Raw genomic sequence first — 23737 nt, forward strand, 5'->3', positions numbered from 1 at the left:
ATTTGACAGCATTGCAAACTACAGACTGGATTTTCTAAAGCCGGTTGAAATTGCTTAAGAAAACCATACAGTCACAGCTCTTTTACTGTTTCTAAAAATTATTCACTCCTACCCAACCAGACAATTTCTTCATAGATGTCCGGTGAAGTGTCGCCCTCGGTACTAATAAGTAATATGTGTGATTTGTTATTCAGGTTAAGTTTTTTGCAAAGCGTTTGGTGTTCTGGTTGAGTCATTAATTCATACACTAAGCCAAGGCCAATCGCGCCGGATTCACCAGAAATAAAAGGTTCATCTGTCTCTGGGCGAGGAGCCGCGGCAATACGCATTCCGTTTGCGGCAAGCTGGTCATCTGCTGAAATAAAGATATCCGTATAATCACGCAGAACAGGCCAACTGATGGTATTGGGTTCACCGCAGGCTAAACCTGCCATGATGGTGTTCATCGGGCCGTCAACGCTGTGTGGTTCACCATCGTTTGCAACGGCAGATTGGTAAAGACAGTTTGCTTTATGGGGTTCAACAACAATCATGGTTGGGATGTTATCGCTCATTAACTCAACGAAATACCCCATAATGGCACCGGCAAATGAGCCAACTCCAGCCTGTAACACAATATGTGTTGGCAGTTGTTTTAGCTGTTCAACAGACTCCAGCGCTAGTGTTATATAGCCTTGCATAATCCATGTTGGGATATCTTCGTAGCCATCCCAAGCGGTATCTTGTAATAAGACCCAGCCATTTTGCTCAGCCATTTTATTTGCGAGGCGGACGGTATCGTCATAATTCAGGTCAGTGATGGTGCATTGCGCGCCGTGATTGCGGATATTCTGCGCACGGATTTCAGATGAGCCTTTTGGCATGAAAACTATAGCTTTTATGCCTAGCTGCTCGGTTGCCCAGGCTACGCCACGACCATGGTTGCCATCAGTAGCGGTAACAAAAGTAATATCGCCGATTTGTGCTTTTATTTCTGCCGAGGAGAGTTCAGCAAAGCTTAATGAGTTAATGTCGCGATTTAATTTTCTGGCTAAATATTTACCAATGGCAAACGAACCACCTAACCCTTTGAAGGCATTTAATCCAAAACGTTTGGATTCATCTTTTACACTAATTGAAGCCACGCTCAATTTTTGGCTTAAATAGTTAAGTTCTCTTAACTGCGTTGGCTGATAATTATTAAATTTGCTGTGAAATGATTTAACTTCATTGCCAACATTTTGATTTAAAAAGGACAAATCAGTCCCTTGCTTATAGTCTTTTTTCCGTAAATTGAAATGATATAAGATCTTGCTAAGCATGAAAGTCCCTTATTATTTATAATGATAGTTAGTTCTTGATATAAGCAATGGCTTCAACTTCAACTAATGCATCTTTAGGTAATCTGGCGACTTCAACACAGGAACGTGCTGGAGCAAGTTCACTGCCAAACACGTCGGTATACACCGCATTAAAGGCAGCAAAGTCGTTAATATCAGCTAAAAAGCAGGTTGTTTTTACTACAGAATCGATTGATGCTCCGCACTCTTCTAAAATTGCTTTTAAATTGGCTAATGAGGCGCGAGCCTGCTCAGTAATTTTTCCTTCAACAATAGTCATACTGTGAGGATCTAACGGTAATTGGCCTGAGGTAAACACCAACTTATCTAACGATATCGCCTGAGAATATGGTCCGATCGCTACAGGTGCGTTGTTTGTATTGATTTGTTTTTTCATATCCATTCCTACTTATTTCTTTCATGAATCGATAATAGTCATTGTTAACGCCTAAAATTCGCTAATTTTTGCGCGATAAACGCAACAAAAGTGCTAATATGAGAAAATAATGCAACAACGTTGCGTCTGGTGAAGATGCTAAGGATTGGTTGGTATGAAACTGGATGTGTTTGATAAAAAAATTTTAACGCTATTACAGAAAGATAGCCGCATATCTCAACGTGAATTATCATCTGAAATTAGCCTGTCGGCCTCAGCTATCAATCGTCGTATCGCTGCTATGGAAAGAGAAGGGATTATAAAAAACAACGTGACAGTTGTTGACGCTCATAAGGTAGGCCGCCCAATCACCATCATTTCTGAAGTCAGTTTGATTAATGAACGCTTGGATTTATTAGAAAAACTTAAAAAGCGCTTTATTCAATGCCCACAGGTGCAGCATGTTTATTATGTTACGGGGGATTTTGATTTCTTACTTATCTTTAATGTTCGTAATATGGAAGAATATGAAGGATTAACGCGGGAACTCTTTTTTACGTCGGAGAATATTAAAAATTTCCGAACAATTGTCTCAATGCAGAACGCGAAGCAGGAGCTTACCGTCGTGCTTGACTGAATATCATCATTCTGCCCATTCTCGCTCTGGTCATCTCACCTCAGTGAGGAAATACGTTAATGCGCGATAGGTTGTATTCCATCATCATGATTGTTACCACGGGTCTGGTCGGTTTTTCTTTGTGTTGTTCCCGGGCGATATGCTCAAGATAGTCGGAGGCGACGTAGGTGGTGGCAACTGACAGCATGTAGATTTGCGGGCGGAGATGTTCACTTTGAATAAGATGAAATGCAGGTAAAACAAAATCTTATTGAGCTATAAAGCAAAAACCCTCGCCTAGGCGAGGGTTCGAAATGATGGTGCCCGGACTCGGAATCGAACCAAGGACACGGGGATTTTCAATCCCCTGCTCTACCGACTGAGCTATCCGGGCAACGGGGCGCATTAAACCGTATTGGCTGACGAACGTCAACGGCTTTATGCTGGAAACTCCCCTAAAACTGTCTGACTGCTGACTTTTCAGGCAAAACCTGTCGTAGTGCTGTCATTTTACTGAACTGATGGGGGAATTTACCCCAGCGCGCCATTCTTACGACACTGTGAAACTTGCAGAATGTCTTCGGCCAGTCTGCGGGCAACCGCCACATCATGTAATTGTCGTTTTACCAACAACTTACTCAGGCAACCTTCCTGAATGAGTTCCATTTGTTCCGCGACCATGCCCGCATCATCGGCATCCAATTCTTGCAGCAATTCCAGCGTATATTGCAGTGACGCCTGCTTCTGCTGTTCTGCCAATTGATGAATAGGATGTGACGTATCAGGAAAAAAACTGCATGCAGCAATAAACAAACACCCCGGATAGCGTAATTGTTTAACCTGATCCTCAAGCACCTCATAACGAGCCAACAGCTTCTGTTGAGGTGAGAGGGTTTCATCGAGAATTAGCTGGCGTCGCCAGGTATCAATTTGCTGACCGTGATGGCGTAGGCAATCATAAAGCAAAGCTTCGCGATCGGGCCAAAATCGGCGTAAATCGTTGACTGATTTATCGGTATGTTCAGCGACCATTTCCAGAGTTGTGGTTGCCAATCCGCGCTGTTCTAAAATATTCAGTGCATGATCCAGCACTTGTTCACGTTGCACGTTTGCTTCCTCTCATTTATCTGACTCTGACAAATAGTGTCGTTTACGGCTGCATTTTCTGCAAATGTTGCTGAAACTCAGAGGCATCCATAAATCCGGTGACTCGTGAGTGTGGCATTTCTTTTGCGTTATCGCCAAAGAAAAGGATCGTAGGTAATCCCAGCACCTGTAAATGTTTCAGCAATTCGGCATGCTGTGGCGTATTGGCTGTGACATCGGCCTGTAACAGCACTGTGTCGGAAAGCGCAGTTTGAACGGCTTTATCGCTGAACGTGTACTTCTCAAATTCTTTACAGGCGACACACCAGTCGGCATAGAGATCGAGCATCACGCGTTTCCCCTTTGCCTGACGTAGTGCATCGTTAAGTTGGTCAAGGTTTTCAATTCGCTGAAAACCAAGTGAATGCTGCGATGAAGACTGCTGAGGGAGAGCAGAACCAAAAGCCCAGTCCTGCAAAGGTCTGGCAGCCACAAGCAGCGCGGCCAATAACAGTAACTGTAATACCCGGACGCTGCCCCGTGAGCTCCTCAGGCTGAGAATGAATGCCCAGCCAAAGAAACCAATACCTAACGCACTCCACAGCCGTAGTCCCCAGATATCACCTACTATCCGTTCAAGCAAAAACACGGGCAGCGCCAAAATGATAAATCCGAAGGCTTCTTTAACGTATGTCATCCACGGACCGCTTCGCGGCAGTAAGCGGTTACCAAAGAGAGTAACCAAAACGAGCGGTATCCCCATGCCTAATGCGTACAGATAAAGCGTTCCGCCGCCCGCCCACATGTTTCCACTTTGGGCGATGTACAACAGAATGGCGCTCAATGGCGCGGTTGTGCAGGGTGAACATATCAAGCCAGCCAATGCGCCCATAATGAACACACCAAACAGTGAGCCGCCCTGTTGTTTATTACTCCACAAAGCCAAACGTGTCTGTAAGGAGGAGGGGAGCTGCAAGCTATACATGCCAAACATAGACATAGCGAGGGCAACAAAAAGTACTGACAATCCAATCAGGACATAAGGGTGTTGTAATGCTGCTTGAAACTGCAAACCGGCGGCAGCCACGACCAAGCCCATCAATGTATACGTCAGCGCCATACCTTGCACATAGACGACGGAGAGCAAAAGTATACGACGACTGCTGTGCGGTTTTTCCTTGCCCAGAATAATACCTGAGATCAGCGGGTACATGGGTAATACACAGGGCGTGAAGGCGATACCAATACCGATTAATAGCGCCCACAGGGGAGAAAATGGCATTCCTGCGGGTTTGCTTTCTTGAGCAGAGCTCTGTTCCGCGGATACTGGGCTGGTCGTCTCAGGAGAGCTCTGTTCTGTAACCAAGGCGGTGAGAGGAATCACCCGCGTTTCAGGAGGGTAACAAAAACCAGCTTCAGCGCATCCCTGATACGTGACGGTGATGCTTGACTGAGAATCTGCCTGAATAAGGGGAACAGTAATACTGAGCTGTTGCTTGTAAATCTCTACTTCGCCAAAAAATTCATCTTTATGCGACAACCCTTGAGGAAGCTGAATCTTTCCAATACTGGCCTGGTTGGGCGTGATGTGGAGTTGTTGACGGTAGAGATAATACCCAGGACGAATTTGCCAATCGAGTTTAAGTGCAGAACCCTGTTGGCGGAAATCAAAGCTGAATGCCTGATCCGCTGTCACAAATTGTGTTTGTGTACCTTGATTGAACAAGGATGCCTGAGCTCCCTGAGAGAACAGCAGGGTACCGAGAACTAACAGGATTATTTTAACGAAGCGGTGATCCATGAGAGGTATTCTTTATCTCCTGCCCTTACCGGTAAAACCAGGAGTTCCGGGGTCTCGTAAGGGTGATGTTGTTTTAAACAAGTCAGCAGTGCTTCTTGATGGTGGCTGTCACTTTTAAACAGCATTTGCACTTCATACTCTTGCTGAAGTTTACCTTCCCAATAGTAGAGAGAGGTAGCACCGGGCAGAAAAGTTGCACAGGCAGCCAGTTTTTCCCCTAAAACGACTGCTGCCAAATCTTGTGCGCTGTCTTCATCTGGGGCAGTGCAGAGCACTACGATTGCATCCGTGTCGGGCATGTAAACCTCGGTCAATGTGCAAAAATACTCCAGTAGAGGGCACTATAACGCGAAGGCGGCGGGTTCAGAAGAAGTGATCGTCAGTTTGGCGGGCTTTATGGCAGGAGGACAGAGAACAGGGGGATTTCTCCCCCTGGTAATTGTGTTAAAGAATGATACTGCCCAACAGAAAACCGAATATGACTGCGAAGACCACACCCATTGTGCCGGGGATAAAGAACGGATGGTTGAAGACAAAACGACCAATGCGGGTTGTGCCCGTGTCATCCATTTGTACAGCTGCAACCAGGGTTGGGTAGGTTGGCAGGATGAACAGACCAGAAACGGCAGCAAAAGAGGCGACAGCCGTCAATGGGGTGACATTCAGTGCCAGCGCCATAGGCATCAACGCTTTAGCCGTTGCTGCTTGTGAATAAAGGAGCGCAGAGCAGAAGAAGAAAATCACTGCCAACAACCATGGATGGCTTTGAATCACCGTACCTGCAGTCTCTTTGATCCAGTCAATATTTGCCTGAACAAAAGTATCACCCAACCAGGCTACACCAAGGATACAGATACAGGCGCTCATACCCGCTTTGAACGTACTGGAGTTGAGGACTGCATCGGTTTCAATGGTACACATCAGGGTAATCAAGGTCGCCACGCTAAGCATGATGATCAGGATTGCGCTGGTGGTATTCATGATTGGAGTAGCAACCAGTCCAACGCTCGGACTGTTGATGATGGCATAACACACAACGCTCAGAACCCCGAGCAGGAACAACAACACTGACAGTTTTGCACGTGGCTTGATGTTGACGATGGTATCGCCACGCAATGTGACAAGGCCTTCTTCAAGACGCTTCAGATAAACGGGATCGTCTGAAAGCTTGGAGTTGAACAGCCAGCTTACCAGCAGGGACATCAGAATAATTGCGCAGAAGGTTGATGGGATAACGACCATCAACAGGTGCAGATAGCTCACACCCTGACCTTCCATGACTGATGACATATAAACTACCGCAGCGGAAATAGGTGAGGCGGTAATAGCGATTTGCGCAGAAACGACAGCCGTCGAGAGCGGACGGCAAGGTTTTATTCCTTGTTCTTTGGCAACCTCGGCAATAACAGGAAGCGCGGAGAGGGAGATATTCCCGGTACCAGCAAAAATGGTCAGGAAATATGTCACAATTGGCGCAAGGATGGTGATGTGTTTGGGATTCTTCCTCAGCAGTTTTTCAGTCTGCTGTACCAGATAATCCATACCGCCAGCGACCTGCATGGCAGAGATGGCGGCAATAACAGCCATGATGATTGAAATAACATCAAAAGGAATATTCCCTGGCTTGACGCCGATCGCGGCGAGAACCAATACACCCAGTCCCCCGGCGAAACCGATGCCAATACTGCCCAGGCGTGCACCCAGGAATATCGCCAGTAATACAATGATTAATTCTATTAATATCATGATCTAACCCCGCTCGACATAGTAATTATCCTTAAAAAAATAAAGCCCATATGTTAATTTTTTGTTTTTTGTATGTATAAAAAAAGCACGTTATCTTGGGGATTAACGTGCTTTCCAGTGCTATAAAAGAGCTACTCTATTATTGTTCACTTTCATCCGTGTAACGCTTTGCCTTGTAAGCAGGATGCATCAGGTTTTGAACTGAGAATATGTCGTCTAGCTCAGCTTCTGTCAGTAAACCGCGTTCAAGAACGACTTCACGTACACTCTTGCCGGTTTCTGCGCATATCTTACCGACAATGTCCCCATTATGATGCCCGATAAATGGATTTAGATACGTGACTATACCGATAGAATTGAATACATAGAACTCACAGACTTCTTTATTTGCTGTGATGCCGTTAATGCATTTTTCCAGCAGATTGTAACAGGCGTTGGTGAGAGTATGAATAGACTCAAACATGGCCTGACCAATGACAGGTTCCATCACGTTGAGCTGCAATTGCCCTGCTTCAGCCGCCATCGTCACGCACATGTCATTGCCGATCACTTTAAAGCAAACCTGGTTTACTACTTCAGGGATAACCGGGTTAACTTTGGCTGGCATGATAGAAGAACCTGCCTGCAATTCTGGCAGATTTATCTCATTCAGACCGGCACGCGGCCCAGAAGAGAGAAGGCGTAAGTCATTACAAATCTTGGACATCTTCACAGCGAGGCGTTTCAGGGCGCTATGCACCATGACATAGGCACCACAGTCTGACGTCGCTTCGATGAGATCCTCAGCCGGAACACAGGGCAGATTACTGACTTCAGCCAGATACTGAACGGCCAGCACCTGATATCCATCCGGTGTATTCAGTCGGGTACCAATTGCCGTCGCACCCAGGTTAACTTCCAGCAGTAACTCGGCATTACGAAGCAGGTTTCTGGTCTCTTCCCTCAAGAGCACATTAAATGCGTGGAATTCCTGACCGAGGGTCATTGGAACTGCATCTTGCAATTGGGTACGACCCATTTTCAGGACAGTTTCAAACTCCTTGGCCTTGCGTTCAAAGCCATCACCCAGTTCACTGATAGCATCAATCAGCTTCAGGATGGATGCGTAAACGGCGATACGGAAACCGCTCGGATAGGCATCATTGGTGGACTGACATTTATTCAGGTGATCGTTAGGGTTAAGGAATTGATATTCACCTTTCTGATGTCCCATCAATTCAAGGCCGATATTCGCCAATACCTCGTTGGTGTTCATGTTTAGGGACGTTCCTGCGCCGCCTTGAAAGACGTCAATCGGGAACTGATCCATACATTTTCCATTGTCGAGTACTTCATCGCAGGCTTTGATGATGATATCAGCAATGGCACGGGGAATGGTTTGAAGTTCTTTGTTAGCTAATGCGGCCGCCTTCTTCACCATGACCATGCCACGGACAAATTCCGGAACATCACTGATTTTAGTGTTGCTGATGTAAAAGTTTTCAATCGCACGCAGAGTGTGAATACCATAATAGGCATCTGCAGGGACTTCACGAGTTCCGAGCAGGTCTTCCTCGATACGAATAGTATTTGACATTAGAACCTTCTTTTTTAGTGCCGTAATGAAATTTTGGTTGGAAAAATCATGTTGCCAATCACAATAATTGCAAACGTATCAACCATCGTCCTTGTTGCTTTCCCGATCATATGCTGCTTTCATCTAAATGCACGTCCCCAGATCACTATATGTAACGACAGGGATGAATTGGATTTGATATCTGTGATTCCTTTCACAATTCACCGTCGTGCAGAATAAAACCCTCGCTTCTGGTTGAAAATGCCGAATGCTGCCCCAATTTGTTTGTAGTCGGTCTTGATGCCCCAGGCATTCTGACCCCTTAATTTTACATCACGGTGAAAAAACGTCGTCGAACCGGGATGTCTGCTAAAAGGAGTGAGCGGTGCGCTGGTTACCGTTACTGTTAATATTTCTATTGGCTTACATTGAAATATCTTTGTTTATCAAGGTCGCGGCTGTTTTTGGCGTGGCGATTACGTTGCTGCTGGTAGTTTTTACCTCGTGCATCGGTGTGTCATTGGTGCGTAATCAGGGAGTGAAAACATTCCTTCAGATGCAGCAGAAAATGGCCAGTGGGGAAAGCCCGGCAGCCGAAATGGTGAAAAGTGTTTCGCTGGTACTGGCTGGTTTCCTACTGTTGATTCCCGGCTTCTTTACCGATTTCCTGGGATTGCTGCTGTTGCTGCCACCGGTGCAAAAACGCCTGACGCTGAAGTTGATGCCGCACCTGAACATTTACCGACCCGGCGGCGGGGCGGCGAATGGCAACACGTTTGAAGGTGAATACCAGCGTAAAGACGAACAGCATGACCGGCTGGATAGGCCCGACCGCGACGATAATTCTTTTAAAGACGACAAGTGGCGGTAATACTGCACCACCACAGGAGGGGGTTCAAAACCTCTCCGACGTGGCATATCTCCTGCTTACGGGGACTTACCACGAGTATTTGGGAAGCAAATAAAAAACAAATTTTTTTCATTTGCTCCCTTGAAGGGGAGTGTTATGCCCCCATCTAGAAAACCACGAGGCCGGTATGACGGCATACCAGGCATCCAATCCTGAATCAGATATGGACTTTCTCATAGGAGAGCTATCAATGAAAATTCGCCCATTGCATGACCGCGTTATCGTCAAGCGTAAAGAAGTTGAATCTAAATCTGCTGGCGGCATCGTTCTGACTGGCTCCGCAGCGGGCAAATCTACCCGTGGTGAAGTACTGGCCGTCGGCAATGGTCGCATCCTGGACAACGGCGAAATCAAGCCACTGGATGTGAAAGTTGGTGACATCGTTATTTTCAACGATGGCTACGGAGTGAAGGCTGAGAAGATCGACCATGAAGAAGTGTTGATCATGTCCGAAAGCGACATCCTGGCGATTGTTGAAGCGTAATTCCGCGCGCAATTATCTGAACTGAACGAATTTAAGGGAAAGTACAATGGCAGCTAAAGACGTAAAATTCGGTAATGACGCTCGTGTAAAAATGCTACGCGGCGTAAATGTGCTGGCTGATGCAGTAAAAGTTACCCTGGGCCCGAAAGGCCGTAACGTAGTACTCGACAAATCTTTTGGTGCGCCAACGATTACTAAAGATGGCGTATCAGTAGCTCGTGAGATCGAACTGGAAGACAAGTTCGAAAACATGGGTGCGCAGATGGTGAAAGAAGTTGCCTCTAAAGCGAATGACGCGGCAGGTGACGGTACCACCACTGCAACTGTTCTGGCTCAGTCTATCATCACTGAAGGTTTGAAAGCGGTCGCTGCGGGTATGAACCCGATGGACCTGAAACGTGGTATCGACAAAGCAGTTATCGCTGCCGTTGAAGAACTGAAAAAACTGTCTGTACCGTGCTCTGATTTCAAAGCTATCGCTCAGGTAGGTACCATTTCTGCAAACTCCGATGACACCGTGGGTAAACTGATTGCAGAAGCGATGGAAAAAGTCGGTAAAGAAGGCGTTATCACTGTAGAAGAAGGCACCGGTCTGCAAGATGAGCTGGACGTGGTTGAAGGTATGCAGTTTGACCGTGGCTACCTGTCCCCGTACTTCATCAACAAACCAGAAACAGGTTCTATTGAACTTGAAACGCCATACATCCTTCTGGCTGACAAGAAAATCTCCAACATCCGCGAAATGCTGCCGGTTCTGGAAGCTGTTGCCAAAGCAGGCAAACCTCTGCTGATCATCGCTGAAGATGTTGAAGGCGAAGCGCTGGCTACCCTGGTTGTTAACACCATGCGTGGCATCGTGAAAGTTGCTGCTGTTAAAGCGCCTGGCTTCGGCGATCGTCGTAAAGCCATGCTGCAAGACATTGCAACCTTGACCGCTGCAACCGTTATCTCTGAAGAGATTGGTCTGGAGCTGGAAAAAGCGACTCTGGAAGATCTGGGTCAGGCAAAACGCGTTGTTATCAATAAAGACACCACCATCATTATTGACGGTGTTGGCGATGAAGCGACCATTCAGGGTCGTGTTACCCAGATCCGTCAGCAGATCGAAGAAGCGACCTCAGATTATGATCGTGAAAAACTGCAGGAACGTGTGGCTAAACTGGCAGGCGGCGTAGCCGTTATCAAAGTTGGCGCAGCAACTGAAGTTGAAATGAAAGAGAAGAAAGCACGCGTTGAAGACGCTCTGCACGCTACCCGTGCAGCAGTAGAAGAAGGCGTGGTTGCTGGTGGTGGTGTTGCCCTGATTCGCGCTGCAAATGTTGTTGCAGAATCAGGCCTGAAAGGTGATAACGCCGATCAGGACGTGGGCATCAAAGTCGCTCTGCGTGCAATGGAGTCCCCACTGCGTCAGATCGTTGAAAACTGTGGTGAAGAACCTTCTGTTGTTGCGAATGCAGTGAAAGCAGGCAACGGTAACTACGGCTACAACGCGACTACCGAAGAATACGGCGACATGATCGCCATGGGTATTCTGGATCCAACCAAAGTTACCCGTTCAGCCCTGCAATATGCAGCGTCTGTAGCAGGTCTGATGATCACTACTGAATGTATGATCACTGACCTGCCGAAAGATGATAAAGGCGATATGGGCGGCGCTGGTATGGGCGGCATGGGTGGTATGGGCGGCATGATGTAATCATCCCCCACACTGTCTTTGTGTGTAAAAACCCCCGGCTTAACAGGCTGGGGGTTTTTATTTGTATGCCACTTAATGTCGTTGCCGATGTATATTAATTACCGTTGGGCGGGTTTGGTTGTAAACTGAATACTGTCGATGTGCAATTATCTGCGGGTCACTTGGCTTAATAAAAGGCAAACGTGGCAACGGATGCCTAAGAGAATACCCGGCTTTCTGATAAGCTTTGCGTGATTCTCAACATCAAATGGGGAAAGAGATGCGGATTAATGTGTTACTGGGACTTTCAGCCGCGTTGTTGCTGGCGGGTTGCAGCACAACTCAGCAGTTGGATACCTCTGGCCAACAGGTCAAATTTACAGACGCTCAGCCGGGCAGCGAGTGCCGTTTGCTTGGTGAAGTGACGGGTGCACAAAGCAACTGGTTCTCTGGTACCGGCGGTGATGGCAGCTCAATGCGTGGTGCTGCCAACGATCTGCGTAATAAAGCCGCCGCAATGGGCGGAAACGTTATTTATGGTGCAACCAGCCCGACCGAAAACTTCTGGTCGAGCTTTATTCCAGCAGACAGCAAAATGATTGGGCAAGTCTACAAGTGTCCATAGCGACAGCCAGATCATGAATATAAAAAGAGGGACGCCAATTATCAGCGTCCCTCTTGGTTTTACGAGTTATTCATTGTTGTCTAAGTCGTAAATCCAGCGGGGTCTTACTTGCCTCACCACCGATTTCCCTGGCCAGTTTTGGCACAAGATATCCGGAAACTTTAGACAATAACGCTTTTATCAAGGCCCGCGCTTCATCATCATCGACCATGAAGTGGGCTGCCCCCTGTACTTTATCCAGAACATGAAGGTAGTACGGCAATATACCGGTATCAAACAGGGCATTACTGAGTGCAGCCAAGACATCAGCATCGTCATTGATGCCACGCAGCAGAACGCTCTGATTAAGCAGAGTAACGCCCGCCGCGCGAAGTTTTGCCATACTCTTGCATAATGACACATCAATCTCATTGGGATGGTTGATGTGTGTTACCAGCAATATTTGCAGTCGGCTATCAGAGAATCTCTGGCAGAGTTCAGGCGTGATCCTCGCAGGGATCACGACCGGTAAGCGACTGTGGATCCTTAAACGTTTGATGTGCGGAATCAGTTCGATCTGGCCGATCAACCAGTCGATCTCGTGATCTTTCGCCATGAGCGGATCACCGCCGGAGAAAATGATCTCGTCCAGTTCAGGATGCTGTGCGATGTAATCCAGAGCGAGCCGCCAGTTGGTTTTATTACCTTGGTTTTCCTGATAAGGGAAATGGCGACGGAAGCAATACCGGCAATTCACCGCACAACCGCCTTTAACCAGCAGCAGGGCCCGATTGCGGTACTTATGCAGCAATCCGGGCACGATACTCTGTTGTTCATCAAGCGGGTCAGTCGTGAAGCCCGGTGCCGCGATAAACTCCTCCCGTACCGTTAATACCTGTAGCAATAGTGGGTCATTGGCATCACCGGGCTTCATGCGTGCGGCAAAAGCACGAGGCACACGCAGCGGGAAAAGTCGGCGCGCATCACGGCCTTCAGGCAGTACAGGATGTTGATTCAGTGACAGAAGATGCAGTAATTCATCTGGGTCGGTAATAACATCACCCAGTTGATACAACCAATCTTCTCTAAATGGGGTGTTTAGGGTTACAATGCTTGCCATTTTTTGGCTAATACCAGTTTAAATTAGAGGGCCATCATGGCGACTTATTCTAGCAACGATTTCCGTCCCGGTCTTAAAATCATGTTCGAGGGCGAGCCTTATGCAATCGAATCCAGTGAGTTTGTAAAACCGGGCAAAGGCCAGGCTTTCGCACGCGTGAAGATGCGTCGTCTGTTGACCGGTTCCCGTGTAGAGAAAACCTTTAAATCTACTGACGCTTGCGAAGGTGCAGATGTTGTAGATACCAATATGAACTACCTCTACAACGACGGTGAGTTCTACCATTTTATGCATCCTGAGACTTTCGAACAGCATCAGGTTGAAGAAAAAACCGTTTCTGACGCGACAAAATGGCTGCAGGATAATGCGGAATGTATCATCACTTTGTGGAATGGCCGTCCTATCGCTGTTCAGCCGCCGAACTTCATCGAAGCGGAAGTCACTGATACCGATCCAGGCCTGAAAGGTGATACTGCCGGTACCGGCGGTAAGCCTGCTACCCTGAGCACCGGTGCCGTTGTCAAAGTTCCATTGTTCGTGCAGATTGGCGAAGTTGTCCGCGTTGATACGCGTTCAGGTGAATACGTTTCCCGCGTAAAATAATCACCCGGCAGGAGCCGCTGTCACTACCCTGTCGCCAGCGGTTTCTCTGTGCTTTTTCTGGATTATCTCCCGAGTTTACAATGTTGAAAAAGGCGATCCTGATCGTTGTTTCCATGTTGATGCTGCTTTCGCTGAGTGGTTGTAATACTGCTCGCGGCTTTGGTGAAGACATTCAGCATTTGGGTGGGGTGATTTCTCGCGGTGCCAGCTGATTTCATTCGGCTTGACGAAAGCATAATTATTCTCCTACCGTTAAATAGTCCGAAAAAGCATCGACAGATAAATGTTTCCGGTAATCTTTACTAGACTAAGAAGGCACCACTTCTATTTTCTCAGAAAGAAGGAAATTCTTATGTTGAAGAAAAGTATTATTGCTCTCTTTTCGCTGATGATTCTGTCCTCATTGACCGCTTGTAATACTACTCGCGGCGTTGGGGAAGACGTTTCGGCGGGTGGCAAGGCCATTCAGCGCAGCGCTCAATAAAATCATCCTTTCAGGACGATAGGCTGTTTGGTGATGAAACTTTTGCCGTCTATAGTTAATACTATTATGTAGTTAATGCTATTCTCAGGTACGGGCACGTAAACCTCTGTGACCGTACCCTTATCACTGCTTTATTGCTGCACGGGACGACCAGTGCACGCTTCCAGAATCCGGGGACGACCCCATCGAATGGACTCTATTTATTATGTCTTGGATAATTTTGCTGGTTGCGGGATTGCTTGAAGTAGTCTGGGCTATTGGCCTGAAATATACCCATGGTTTTACCCGATTAACCCCTTCACTCATAACCATTGCTGCGATGGTTGTCAGTATGGTTCTGCTGGCCCATGCCATGAAAACCTTACCCGCGGGTACCGCCTATGCCGTTTGGACAGGTATTGGAGCGGTAGGGGCGGCGGTGATGGGGATGATTCTGCTTGGTGAGTCCACTAATATCTGGCGTATCATGAGTCTGGGCTTAATTGTGGCGGGTATCATTGGCCTTAAATTTTCCAGTCACTAAATCCCCCGTTGGAGATTTACGCCGCTAATGCACCATCACAGTTAGCGGCGTTATCTTATGACTGGTTTACCCAAATAAGCTTGTCGGTATCAAATCCATATTTTCTTGCCGTCTCCAGCAATTTTTCACGAGTGCCTTCGTCCAGGGTTGGCGTGCGGGATAAAATCCACAAATAGTCTTTATTCGGACCACACACCAGGGCATAGCGATATTCTTTATCTAATTCAATGACGTTATAGCCGCCATAGAAAGGGCCGAAGAAAGAGACTTTTAACGACGCCTGAGCCGGAGAGCCAATAAAGTATCCTTTACCTTCACTCTGTTCCCACTCCTGTTTCTTAACGTTGAAGCCACGGTTAATCACCCGTATTCCGCCATCGTCCCTTGTGCTGTAATTCGCCGTTACGTGATCCAGTCCGCGCTCGAAACGGTGATCCAGCCGGGCAATTTCATACCAAATGCCCAGATAACGTTTTACTTCGAAGTTGTTCACCACTTCAACGTCAGGTGGTGGCTTAACACTACAGGCTACGGAAAGCAGGGCTGTCATCATGACACACAATCTTGACCAGATACGCATAGAGGCTCCTTGATATACGACATGGTCTAAGTGTAGGTAAAAAAGGCAAAAAAGGAGAAGGCGTACACGAGAAAACAGATGTTTCAGAGAGCAAAAGAGAGGAGAACTAAAAAAGGCCCCTGAATACAGGAGCCCTTATGTGTAGATAAAACTTATGAATAAAAGCGCAGGGATTAAAGCGTAATAATCCCGATAGCGCCCACAATGCTTAAAATCGCGGCCAGACCATAGAAGACCCACTTCCCGGCGGGAATGTGAATTTTCAGATCATGCATTGCATGATGCATGCGGTGTAAGCCACACCACAACGGCAGAATGACCATCAGCAGCAAGAAAACGCGGCCAATGAAGCTTTGGCAGAAAGCTAAAACGCGTTCATAGCTCAATGCATCACCAGGGAATGCGCCGAGTGGCAATAGAATACCTATCAGCAAGATAATTGCTGGTGCAACAATAGCGGTCCACATACCGCCCGCGCCGAAAAGTCCCCAGAAAATAGGTTCATCAGAGCGCTTTGGAGTCGGATTCATGATGTTCTCCTATTTATTAGAGTAAGGCGACGGCCAGAATGATAAGGGTGGCGGCAATAGCAACCACCCACAAGGTGGTGATAATGGGGCCGGGTCCCATCTTTTCATCTTTCACGATGACGATGGTGGCCTTTGGCGCCAACTCAAACCAGGTTTTGGTATGAAGTACCGCTGCTGCCAGGGCTATCACGTTGATGAGCAGGACTAACGGGTTTTGCAGGAAGCTAACGAAGCTGTCCCAGCCAGCAGGCCCCGCTTTCAACGAAAAAATACCGTGAATCAGCACAATACTGAACCACACCGCGGGAACGGCGGTGCCTTCACGAAGCATATAAAAACGATAGAAACCGAGTTTTTGCCACCAACTGGGTGCCATTTCCCTGACATAGGGTTTACGTTTGGTTGTCATATTTTTCTGCCCTCCCTTATTGCGGCTTCAGCATCGCGATCATGAAATCCTTCGAGCTTTCGACTTTGCCCTGTTGGATTGCTGCGGCTGGATCGACATGCTTCGGACACACTTCAGAGCAGTAGCCAACGAACGTACAGCTCCAAACCCCATTTGGTCCATTGAGCTGCGGCATGCGCTCTTTTTTACCATGGTCACGGTTATCGAGATTGTAGCGATGCGCCAGGGTAATTGCTGCCGGGCCGATGAACTCTGGATTCAGGCCAAACTGCGGGCATGCGGCATAACACAATCCGCAGTTGATGCAGCCCGAGAACTGATGGTATTTGGCCATCTGCGCTGGGGTTTGCACGTTCGGCCCTTGCTCAGGTTTGCGGTTGTTCCCGATGATATAAGGCTTAATTGCTTCGAGGCTCTCGATGAAATGGGTCATATCGACCACCAGATCGCGCTCGATCGGGAAATTGCCCAGCGCTTCAACACGCAAGCCTTCGGTGTATTCCCGCAAGAAAGTCTTACAGGCCAGCTTTGGCACCTTGTTAACCATCATGCCGCAAGAACCACAAATCGCCATACGGCATGACCAGCGATAAGACAGGTCAGGAGCCAGATTGTCTTTGATGTAACCCAGCGCATCCAGCAATGAGGTCTGCTCATCGTAGGGCACATCAAACATCTCTAAATGAGGTTCGCTATCACTTTCAGGGTTATAGCGCATGACCTCCATTTTGAGGGTTTTCATCTCAGCCATTGGCTTGCTCCTTATCCTTTTTATCTTGTGCTTCAGCCTCGCCACCGTACATACGTTTGGCCGGCGGTAGGGTAGTGATCTTCACATCGCCGTATTCAAGACGCGGTGCACCGTCAGGATTATGGAAGGCCAGGGTATGCTTGAGGAAATTGACGTCATCACGCTCCGTACAACCCTCATCCAAACGCTGGTGGGCTCCGCGTGATTCCCTGCGGTTGAAGGCAGAATGCGCCATACATTCGGCAACATCCAGGCCATGCCCCAGTTCGATGGTATAGAGCAGATCGGTATTGAATACGCTTGAGGTATCCGTGATTTTTACGCGTTTGAAGCGGTCTTTCAGTTCCGCCAGTTTATCCATGGTTTTCTGCATCAATTCTGGGGTGCGGTAGATACCACAGCCTTCTTCCATGGAAAGCCCCATCTCATCACGAATGTCAGACCATTTCTCAGTGCCTTTCTGGTTCATCAGGGTGTGCAACTGATTTTCTATATCATTGGCCTGTGCATCCAGCAGTGCGGAGTTCACCGAGACGGCTTCAACGGCGCGAGCTGCCGCCTGTTCACCGGCTACGCGGCCAAATACCACCAGCTCTGCCAGTGAGTTTGAACCGAGGCGGTTGGCACCATGCAGCCCCACGGAGGAACACTCGCCCACGGCGAACAATCCTTTAATATGGGTTTCGCATTGCTGATTGGTTTCAATGCCGCCCATGGTGTAGTGCGCAGTGGGGCGTACAGGGATCGGTTCTTTCACCGGGTCAACGCCGACATAGGCTTTGGCCAGTTCACAGATAAACGGCAGACGCTCAAGCAGTTTTTTCTCGCCGAGGTGGCGCAAGTCAAGGTAAACCACGTCACCACGCGGAGTGGGGATCGTGCGCCCGGCCTGCCATTCATGCCAGAAAGCCTGGGACACTTTGTCTCGCGGACCCAGTTCCATATATTTGTTTTTCGGCTCACCCAGTGGGGTTTCTGGCCCCATGCCGTAATCCTGCAGATAACGGTAGCCATCTTTGTTGACCATGATTCCGCCTTCACCGCGGCAACCTTCGGTCATGAGTATGCCTGAACCCGGCAGACCGGTCGGGTGATACTGGACAAACTCCATATCACGCAGGGCAACACCGTGTCGGAACGCCATTCCCATACCATCGCCGGTCACAATCCCGCCGTTGGTATTATAGCGATAAACACGTCCGGCACCGCCGGTCGCCATGACGACGGCATTGGCGCGAATCTGAACGCGGGTGCCTTCCATCATATTTATCGCGACCAATCCGCGTACCTGACCGTCATCCACCAGGATATCCAGAACAAAATGCTCATCAAAGCGTTGGATCTGTGGATATTTCAGTGATGTCTGAAACAGGGTGTGCAGCATGTGGAAGCCGGTTTTGTCAGCGGCGAACCAGGTACGTTCAATTTTCATCCCGCCAAAACGGCGGACGTTGACTGAACCATCAGGCCTACGGCTCCATGGGCAACCCCATTGCTCAAGAAGTGTCATCTCTGTTGGGCAGTTATGGACAAAATGATCGACAACATCCTGCTCACACAACCAGTCGCCACCGGCAACGGTATCGTGAAAATGATATTCGAAGGAATCGTGATCCTGAGTTACTGCGGCTGATCCCCCTTCTGCGGCCACCGTGTGGCTGCGCATCGGGTATACTTTCGAGATCAACGCTATTTTTAATTGAGGGTTGGCTTCCGCTGCGGCTATCGCTGCACGTAAACCAGCCCCACCTGCCCCTATAATGGCAAGATCGGCGTTAAAGGTTTGCACTGCGTTCCTCCAATATTTTTATAAGCTAAAAAATTGTCTTGTATCGGCAAGTTGGAATTAAAACCTGCAAGTAATGTCTTGTATGACTAAAGCGAGTGGCAAGACAGAAAAATTCATACACTTTATATGGATTTGATTATAGCCAAAGGGACGAGACTGAAACTTGATGTGGTCGATAGTTTTGTGACGAAATGAATAAGTAAGCAGTATTAATCAATTGGTTGGGTGAATATTAACCTACTGATTTAAATGTGACTTTTAGCATTTTTCTATGAAAATTACTAAGGCGAATTCCGTACCTTAATGCACAGATTTGTTTGCTGGCGATGATACGGGTAGACTGCATCCCCTGTTTGACTTCGGAGTGATCGATCATGAGCGAAACGGCAAGCTGGCAACCAAGTGCGCCCATCGCCAATTTGTTGAAACGCGCCGCGATAATGGCTGAGATACGGCGTTTTTTTGCCGATCGCGGCGTATTAGAGGTGGAAACGCCAGCAATGAGCCAGGCGACGGTAACAGACATCAACCTGTTCCCTTTCCAGACGCGTTTTGTAGGGCCGGGAGCTGCTGACGGCCTGACGTTATACATGATGACCAGTCCGGAATATCATATGAAACGTCTGTTGGCCGCAGGCAGTGGACCGATTTACCAACTCGGTCGCAGTTTCCGCAATGAAGAAGCCGGGCGGCACCATAATCCTGAATTTACCATGCTCGAATGGTATCGCCCCCATTACGACATGTACCGGCTGATGAATGAAGTGGATGACTTGCTTCAGCAGATTCTTGATTGTGAAAATGCGGAAACGCTCTCCTATCAGCAGGCATTCTTGCGCCATCTGGAGGTCGATCCGCTTACTGCCGATAAGACGCAATTGCGCGAGGCGGCGAAAAAAATCGATCTGGAAGAGTTGGCGGCTAAAGAAGAAGACCGCGATACTTTGCTGCAAATGCTGTTTGTCTTCGGTGTTGAGCCACACATCGGGCGCGATAAGCCGGCCTTCGTTTACCATTTCCCGGCGACACAGGCATCATTGGCCGAGATCAGCACTGAAGACCATCGGGTAGCCGAACGTTTTGAGGTCTATTACAAGGGTATCGAACTGGCGAATGGTTTCCATGAACTAACGGATGCCGATGAGCAGTTACAACGCTTTGAGCAGGATAACCGCAAGCGTGCTGCCCGGGGTTTGCCACAGCAACCGATCGATCAGAATCTACTGGCAGCGCTGAAGCACGGCATGCCTGATTGCGCGGGCGTTGCTTTGGGTGTGGATCGCGTGGTTATGCTGGCACTGGGTGCAAGCAGCATCAGCGAAGTGATGGCTTTTCCTGTCGATCGTGCCTGATCATTATGGGGCGACGTTCTGCCGCCCCGGCTCATTTTCCTTACTGCGCCTGTACTCAGAGATCGCCTGGCGATCGCGGTACGCGACTGACTGAACTCATCGTTGTTGAACCATTTTGCGAGCGACGCAATGTTTCCATTCGCACCTGGAAAGGTGGGAATGGCAGGGTGATGCCGTGCTCGCGGAAACCGGCCAGAATCAGCTGATGAATCTCATGGCGCAGCGGCATACGGTGCGCCATTTCTGCAGCGTGCATCCTCAATTCAAAGATCTGAATACCTTGCTGCAAATCGACCAGATAGACCTCGGGTTCCGGGGTCTCCAGTACCAGTGAACAGCGTCTGGCGGCACTCATCAGAATACCCACCACTTCATCACTGTTGGCCTCGGCGGGGGCAGGGACGGTTAATACCACACGCGTCACGGAATCCGATAGCGACCAGTTGATGAACTGCTCGGTGATGAATGCTTTGTTTGGAACGATGATCTCTTTGCGATCCCAGTCAGCAATGGTGGTAGCGCGGGTATTGATTTTGGTCACACTACCCGTGAGATTACGGATGGTAACGGTATCGCCAATACGGATCGGTTTCTCAAACAAAATAATCAGGCCAGAGATAAAGTTGGCGAAGATCTCCTGTAAGCCGAAGCCAAGACCGACACCGAGTGCAGCAACCAGCCACTGAAGTTTTACCCACTCAATCCCAAGCAGGGAAAAGCCGGTCAGCCCGCCAAAAAACATCAGCACATACTTGGTAATGGCCAGCATCGCATAGCCCGTACCGGGCGTAAGATCGAGGTGTTGCAGCAGAGCCAGCTCAAGTAATGCCGGAAGGTTACGCACCAACTGAGTGGTGATAATCAACACCAGTATGGCGATCAATACCGCCCCCAGGGTGATCGGTTGAATGACCTCAATACCCTGAACGGTGGATGAGACATTCCACAGATGGATATTTTCCAAAAAACCAAAGGCTGAATGGATTTCAGACCACAGGAAAATGACCGATACCAAGGCGATCAGCGTGAGAATGGAACGTACCAGACGCAACGACTGGGCACTGATCACGTCCAGATCCACCACCGGCTCATCAATCTCAATGGTGCCTTCCCCACTGCCCGCATGGGCGGGATCTTCTTCACCTTTCGCCCGCTGCGCCAGCATATCTGCCCGCCGTTGTTTGGCGCGGTCAAACGCGATTTTGCGACGCTGAATCAGCATCCACCGGCGAATAATATGGTAAACGACCAGCAGCAGGAACCAGATGGCGACTGAGGTTTCAAGCCGTGCCAACAAAGCCTGGGAGGTCGTGAGATAACCGACCATGGAAGCCAGCCCGGCAATCATCGGTGCGCTAAGGAGTAACCACCACAGCGTGCTGTTGAATCTATTTTCACCCGACCCTTTTTTATCGAGATAGAGTGGAATACCGGCACGTTTGAGGCTGTGCGTAACCACGCTTAACGCGATACACAGCAAGATGAAACATAGGCGACCCAGCGTATTGGAAAACTCGCGATCGTTCAGATTATCAAAGGTAATCAGCGCCATAATCAGGGGAACGATCAACCAGATCGACATACTGTAGTAACGCATCGCGCGGGATACGCGACTTTGCGGCCAGCCAAAATGGGTAATAAACAACCCTTTGGGGTGCGCAAAATAGGCGCTGATCATGAATCCCCAAAGAATCGGCAATGTTGCGGTCACACCGTCGCCTATCGCCACGGCAACGGGATAAGGCCAGGAGTGTTGCAAGCCATAACCCAGCGCCGCCCAAAGCACGGGAAGCGGCAACGCCACAAGGATTGACCAGAAAACGGTGCGCAGCGTCAAAGCAAAGTGATCCTGCGTCACTTTACCCACTTTACTGCTGGCACGTTCGAGGAAAGAGTAATAGTGGCGTCGCGAACTGATACTGATGATAACCAGAATGACGGCCCCGAAAATCGGGATCAGCGTTTCCTTGCTGGTTACCATCATCATGAAGGCCCCGCTTAACTGGGCAAGGGTATCCAGTGACAGTAACCGTTTCAGGTCATGGGCCACCTGCAACGGATAGGAGAGCTCAATCGGACTGACATCCGCTACCCAGAAAAGATAACGGTGTGTCGCGTCCCGAATTTCTGTTAACGCATCCACCAATTGGCTGTTGGCAACTTTGAGTTTGGTCAGTTCAAGAATCTGGGTATCACAGCCGGAAAGCAGCGAATTTAGCAGATCGCGTTGGGTGCGAAGCTGTGCGTCGAGAATCCGCCGCTGGCCTTCGGTCAATGGCGTTCCGTCATCTTGCTTGCCCTGCCGGTATTGTTGCTGCTTGTCGAGCATGTCTTCAAAATGCAGGCGCTGAGCCCGCAGTTGCGCCATGTCGTTGTCCAGTTGTTGCGGTTTGGGCATTTCTGGCAGTCGGGCTACCTGGGCCCGCAATGTTTCACCCAGCGCATTGGAGGATCCCAGCCATTGCGCCTGTTCGCGGATGGTGCTCAGGGCCTGACGAACCTGCAACGTTTGTGCTGCGGCTTGACGCTGCTGGGACGAAATTAAATCCATGCGCTGCGCTTGCTGGTTCAGCGCCAGTGAAAGTTCGCGGTTATTTTGCAGTTGCTTGCTGATGACATGCGGTAAATCGCCACCTTGTTCAGCCAGCAATTCTGTACGCTCCAGCGCCTGTTCTGCTTCACGCTGACGCTGACCATTGAGAATATTTCGCAGCGACTGAAGCTGTACATCAAGGCGATCGTGCCGCTTTCTGTACAGTTCCGAACGCATACGTGACAGCTCCTGTCGATTATTGACCGAGAGCTGTGCCAGTTCCAGTTCATCCACTTTCGCTTTACGCGCTGCGGCTTCAGCCTGTAGCGCATAGAGTTGCGCCTGAGCCAGTGGTGAACTGATAGACCCTGCTGACTGTATGCGCTGATTCACCTCGCTGAGCAAACGGCGCGCTTCGGATTGCTGCTGGGGAATCTGGCTGAGTGAGTCGCTGATTTCGCGTGAGCGATCCTGCTCCTGCTGAAGCTGGCGGGCCTGTTCAAGCAGTTGGCTGCTTACCTGCAAGACTTGCTGTTCAAGGTCGGAGGTAGGCTGGGACTCGTTAACCGGCAAGGGTTTATCCAACTCGCTGGCGAGTTGCTGACGCAGGGTTTGCGTCAGTTTAGGAAAATCATCAATAACTTTCTGGAATTCCGCCGCACGTTCAGTGGAATCCTTGGCTTCGGTCAGCCAGTTCAGCGCCCCTTGCAGTGACTCAACAATTTCAGCCTGATTGGCCTGATTTTTGTTGGACTCCACTTGCTTTAGCTCCTGTTCAAGCTGAGCTCTGTCAGGCTGGGCAAGCGCGCTGAGCGGCAACGCCAATAAGAAGCTAAGCAGGAAGGCGGTTATCACACGCACGGGGCATTTCCTTTCATCAAGCCAGGCAAT

At 48.9% G+C, this 23737-nt stretch carries 24 protein-coding genes, 1 tRNA gene and 1 pseudogene; 11 read left to right on the forward strand and 15 right to left on the reverse strand.

Translation table 11 applies throughout. From position 1 onward, the window contains the following. Positions 1-98: 98 nt before the first annotated feature. Together dpaL and DRI82_RS02990 are read right to left on the reverse strand one after the other, a co-directional pair. Positions 99-1301 carry a diaminopropionate ammonia-lyase gene (gene dpaL, locus DRI82_RS02985; protein ID WP_114192033.1) on the reverse strand — a complete coding sequence of 401 codons (1203 nt, stop codon included), beginning with the start codon at positions 1299-1301 and terminating at the stop codon, positions 99-101. 28 nt (positions 1302-1329) lie between these two features. Next, positions 1330-1716, reverse strand: a complete 387-nt coding sequence (locus DRI82_RS02990) for a RidA family protein (RefSeq protein ID WP_114192398.1) — start codon at positions 1714-1716, stop codon at positions 1330-1332. Positions 1717-1870: 154 nt separating this feature from the next. Between DRI82_RS02990 and DRI82_RS02995 the strand changes: the two genes are divergently transcribed. Then, a complete protein-coding gene (locus tag DRI82_RS02995) occupies positions 1871-2332 on the forward strand; it encodes an Lrp/AsnC family transcriptional regulator (protein WP_114192034.1) in 462 nt (153 codons plus the stop codon). 53 nt (positions 2333-2385) lie between these two features. Next, positions 2386-2454, forward strand: a pseudogene (locus DRI82_RS24645) (hypothetical protein); the annotation flags it as partial. Positions 2455-2629: 175 nt separating this feature from the next. On the opposite strand, the gene DRI82_RS03000 reads toward DRI82_RS24645, so the two are convergent. The 6 genes from DRI82_RS03000 to aspA all read right to left on the reverse strand — a co-directional run bounded on the left by DRI82_RS03000 (position 2630) and on the right by aspA (position 8520). Next, a tRNA-Phe gene (locus tag DRI82_RS03000) sits at positions 2630-2705 on the reverse strand. 137 nt (positions 2706-2842) lie between these two features. Then, entirely contained in the window at positions 2843-3418 is a 576-nt protein-coding gene (gene dicD / locus DRI82_RS03005; RefSeq protein WP_114192035.1) for a division control transcriptional repressor DicD, read from the reverse strand. Between the two features lie 43 nt (positions 3419-3461). Beyond that, positions 3462-5198, reverse strand: coding sequence for a protein-disulfide reductase DsbD (locus tag DRI82_RS03010; protein WP_114192036.1), 1737 nt, complete (start codon positions 5196-5198; stop codon positions 3462-3464). Further along, a complete protein-coding gene (gene cutA, locus DRI82_RS03015; protein ID WP_114192037.1) occupies positions 5174-5497 on the reverse strand; it encodes a divalent cation tolerance protein CutA in 324 nt (107 codons plus the stop codon). Before cutA ends, DRI82_RS03010 begins: the two co-directional genes overlap by 25 nt. A gap of 145 nt (positions 5498-5642) precedes the next feature. Next, complete coding sequence (locus tag DRI82_RS03020) at positions 5643-6944, reverse strand: anaerobic C4-dicarboxylate transporter (protein WP_114192038.1); 1302 nt, start codon at positions 6942-6944, stop codon at positions 5643-5645. A 139-nt stretch (positions 6945-7083) separates the two neighbouring features. Continuing rightward, positions 7084-8520: an aspartate ammonia-lyase gene (gene aspA, locus DRI82_RS03025; protein ID WP_114192039.1), complete on the reverse strand. Its 1437-nt coding sequence runs from the start codon at positions 8518-8520 to the stop codon at positions 7084-7086. A 364-nt stretch (positions 8521-8884) separates the two neighbouring features. Between aspA and DRI82_RS03030 the strand changes: the two genes are divergently transcribed. The 4 genes from DRI82_RS03030 (at position 8885) to DRI82_RS03045 (ending at position 12193) form a co-directional block, all read left to right on the forward strand. Further along, positions 8885-9370, forward strand: coding sequence for an FxsA family protein (locus tag DRI82_RS03030; RefSeq protein WP_114192040.1), 486 nt, complete (start codon positions 8885-8887; stop codon positions 9368-9370). A gap of 229 nt (positions 9371-9599) precedes the next feature. After that, complete coding sequence (locus DRI82_RS03035) at positions 9600-9893, forward strand: co-chaperone GroES (protein WP_114192041.1); 294 nt, start codon at positions 9600-9602, stop codon at positions 9891-9893. Between the two features lie 46 nt (positions 9894-9939). Beyond that, complete coding sequence (gene groL / locus DRI82_RS03040; RefSeq protein ID WP_114192042.1) at positions 9940-11589, forward strand: chaperonin GroEL; 1650 nt, start codon at positions 9940-9942, stop codon at positions 11587-11589. A gap of 259 nt (positions 11590-11848) precedes the next feature. Further along, positions 11849-12193, forward strand: coding sequence for a DUF4156 domain-containing protein (locus DRI82_RS03045; RefSeq protein WP_114192043.1), 345 nt, complete (start codon positions 11849-11851; stop codon positions 12191-12193). A 70-nt stretch (positions 12194-12263) separates the two neighbouring features. On the opposite strand, the gene epmB is transcribed toward DRI82_RS03045, so the two are convergent. After that, positions 12264-13292: an EF-P beta-lysylation protein EpmB gene (gene epmB / locus DRI82_RS03050; RefSeq protein WP_114192044.1), complete on the reverse strand. Its 1029-nt coding sequence runs from the start codon at positions 13290-13292 to the stop codon at positions 12264-12266. 36 nt (positions 13293-13328) lie between these two features. On the opposite strand from epmB, the gene efp reads away from it, so the two are divergent. The 4 genes from efp to sugE all read left to right on the forward strand — a co-directional run bounded on the left by efp (position 13329) and on the right by sugE (position 14902). Beyond that, on the forward strand, positions 13329-13895 hold the full coding sequence (gene efp, locus DRI82_RS03055) for an elongation factor P (protein ID WP_114192045.1): 567 nt from the start codon (positions 13329-13331) through the stop codon (positions 13893-13895). 80 nt (positions 13896-13975) lie between these two features. Next, positions 13976-14107, forward strand: coding sequence for an entericidin A/B family lipoprotein (locus tag DRI82_RS03060; RefSeq protein WP_114192046.1), 132 nt, complete (start codon positions 13976-13978; stop codon positions 14105-14107). A 140-nt stretch (positions 14108-14247) separates the two neighbouring features. After that, positions 14248-14379, forward strand: coding sequence for an entericidin A/B family lipoprotein (locus DRI82_RS03065; RefSeq protein ID WP_114192047.1), 132 nt, complete (start codon positions 14248-14250; stop codon positions 14377-14379). Between the two features lie 205 nt (positions 14380-14584). Then, on the forward strand, positions 14585-14902 hold the full coding sequence (gene sugE, locus DRI82_RS03070) for a quaternary ammonium compound efflux SMR transporter SugE (protein WP_114192048.1): 318 nt from the start codon (positions 14585-14587) through the stop codon (positions 14900-14902). 55 nt (positions 14903-14957) lie between these two features. Here the strand turns inward: sugE and blc are convergent, their stop codons facing one another. The 5 genes from blc to frdA all read right to left on the reverse strand — a co-directional run bounded on the left by blc (position 14958) and on the right by frdA (position 18961). Then, the gene (gene blc / locus DRI82_RS03075) at positions 14958-15482 is read right to left on the reverse strand and encodes an outer membrane lipoprotein Blc (protein ID WP_114192049.1); all 525 of its coding nucleotides are present in this window, start codon (positions 15480-15482) and stop codon (positions 14958-14960) included. A gap of 173 nt (positions 15483-15655) precedes the next feature. After that, positions 15656-16015, reverse strand: coding sequence for a fumarate reductase subunit FrdD (gene frdD, locus DRI82_RS03080; RefSeq protein WP_170138670.1), 360 nt, complete (start codon positions 16013-16015; stop codon positions 15656-15658). Positions 16016-16028: 13 nt separating this feature from the next. Further along, positions 16029-16421: a fumarate reductase subunit FrdC gene (gene frdC, locus DRI82_RS03085; RefSeq protein ID WP_114192051.1), complete on the reverse strand. Its 393-nt coding sequence runs from the start codon at positions 16419-16421 to the stop codon at positions 16029-16031. Between the two features lie 16 nt (positions 16422-16437). Further along, complete coding sequence (locus DRI82_RS03090; RefSeq protein WP_114192052.1) at positions 16438-17172, reverse strand: succinate dehydrogenase/fumarate reductase iron-sulfur subunit; 735 nt, start codon at positions 17170-17172, stop codon at positions 16438-16440. Then, a complete protein-coding gene (frdA, locus tag DRI82_RS03095) occupies positions 17165-18961 on the reverse strand; it encodes a fumarate reductase (quinol) flavoprotein subunit (protein WP_114192053.1) in 1797 nt (598 codons plus the stop codon). Before frdA ends, DRI82_RS03090 begins: the two co-directional genes overlap by 8 nt. A gap of 374 nt (positions 18962-19335) precedes the next feature. Between frdA and epmA the strand changes: the two genes are divergently transcribed. Further along, positions 19336-20313: an elongation factor P--(R)-beta-lysine ligase gene (epmA, locus tag DRI82_RS03100; protein WP_114192054.1), complete on the forward strand. Its 978-nt coding sequence runs from the start codon at positions 19336-19338 to the stop codon at positions 20311-20313. Positions 20314-20368: 55 nt separating this feature from the next. On the opposite strand, the gene mscM is transcribed toward epmA, so the two are convergent. Then, positions 20369-23707 carry a miniconductance mechanosensitive channel MscM gene (gene mscM, locus DRI82_RS03105; RefSeq protein ID WP_114192055.1) on the reverse strand — a complete coding sequence of 1113 codons (3339 nt, stop codon included), beginning with the start codon at positions 23705-23707 and terminating at the stop codon, positions 20369-20371. Positions 23708-23737 lie beyond the last annotated feature (30 nt).

Origin of the sequence: Edaphovirga cremea (genome assembly GCF_003332275.1) — a bacterium.
GTDB lineage: Bacteria > Pseudomonadota > Gammaproteobacteria > Enterobacterales > Enterobacteriaceae > Edaphovirga > Edaphovirga cremea.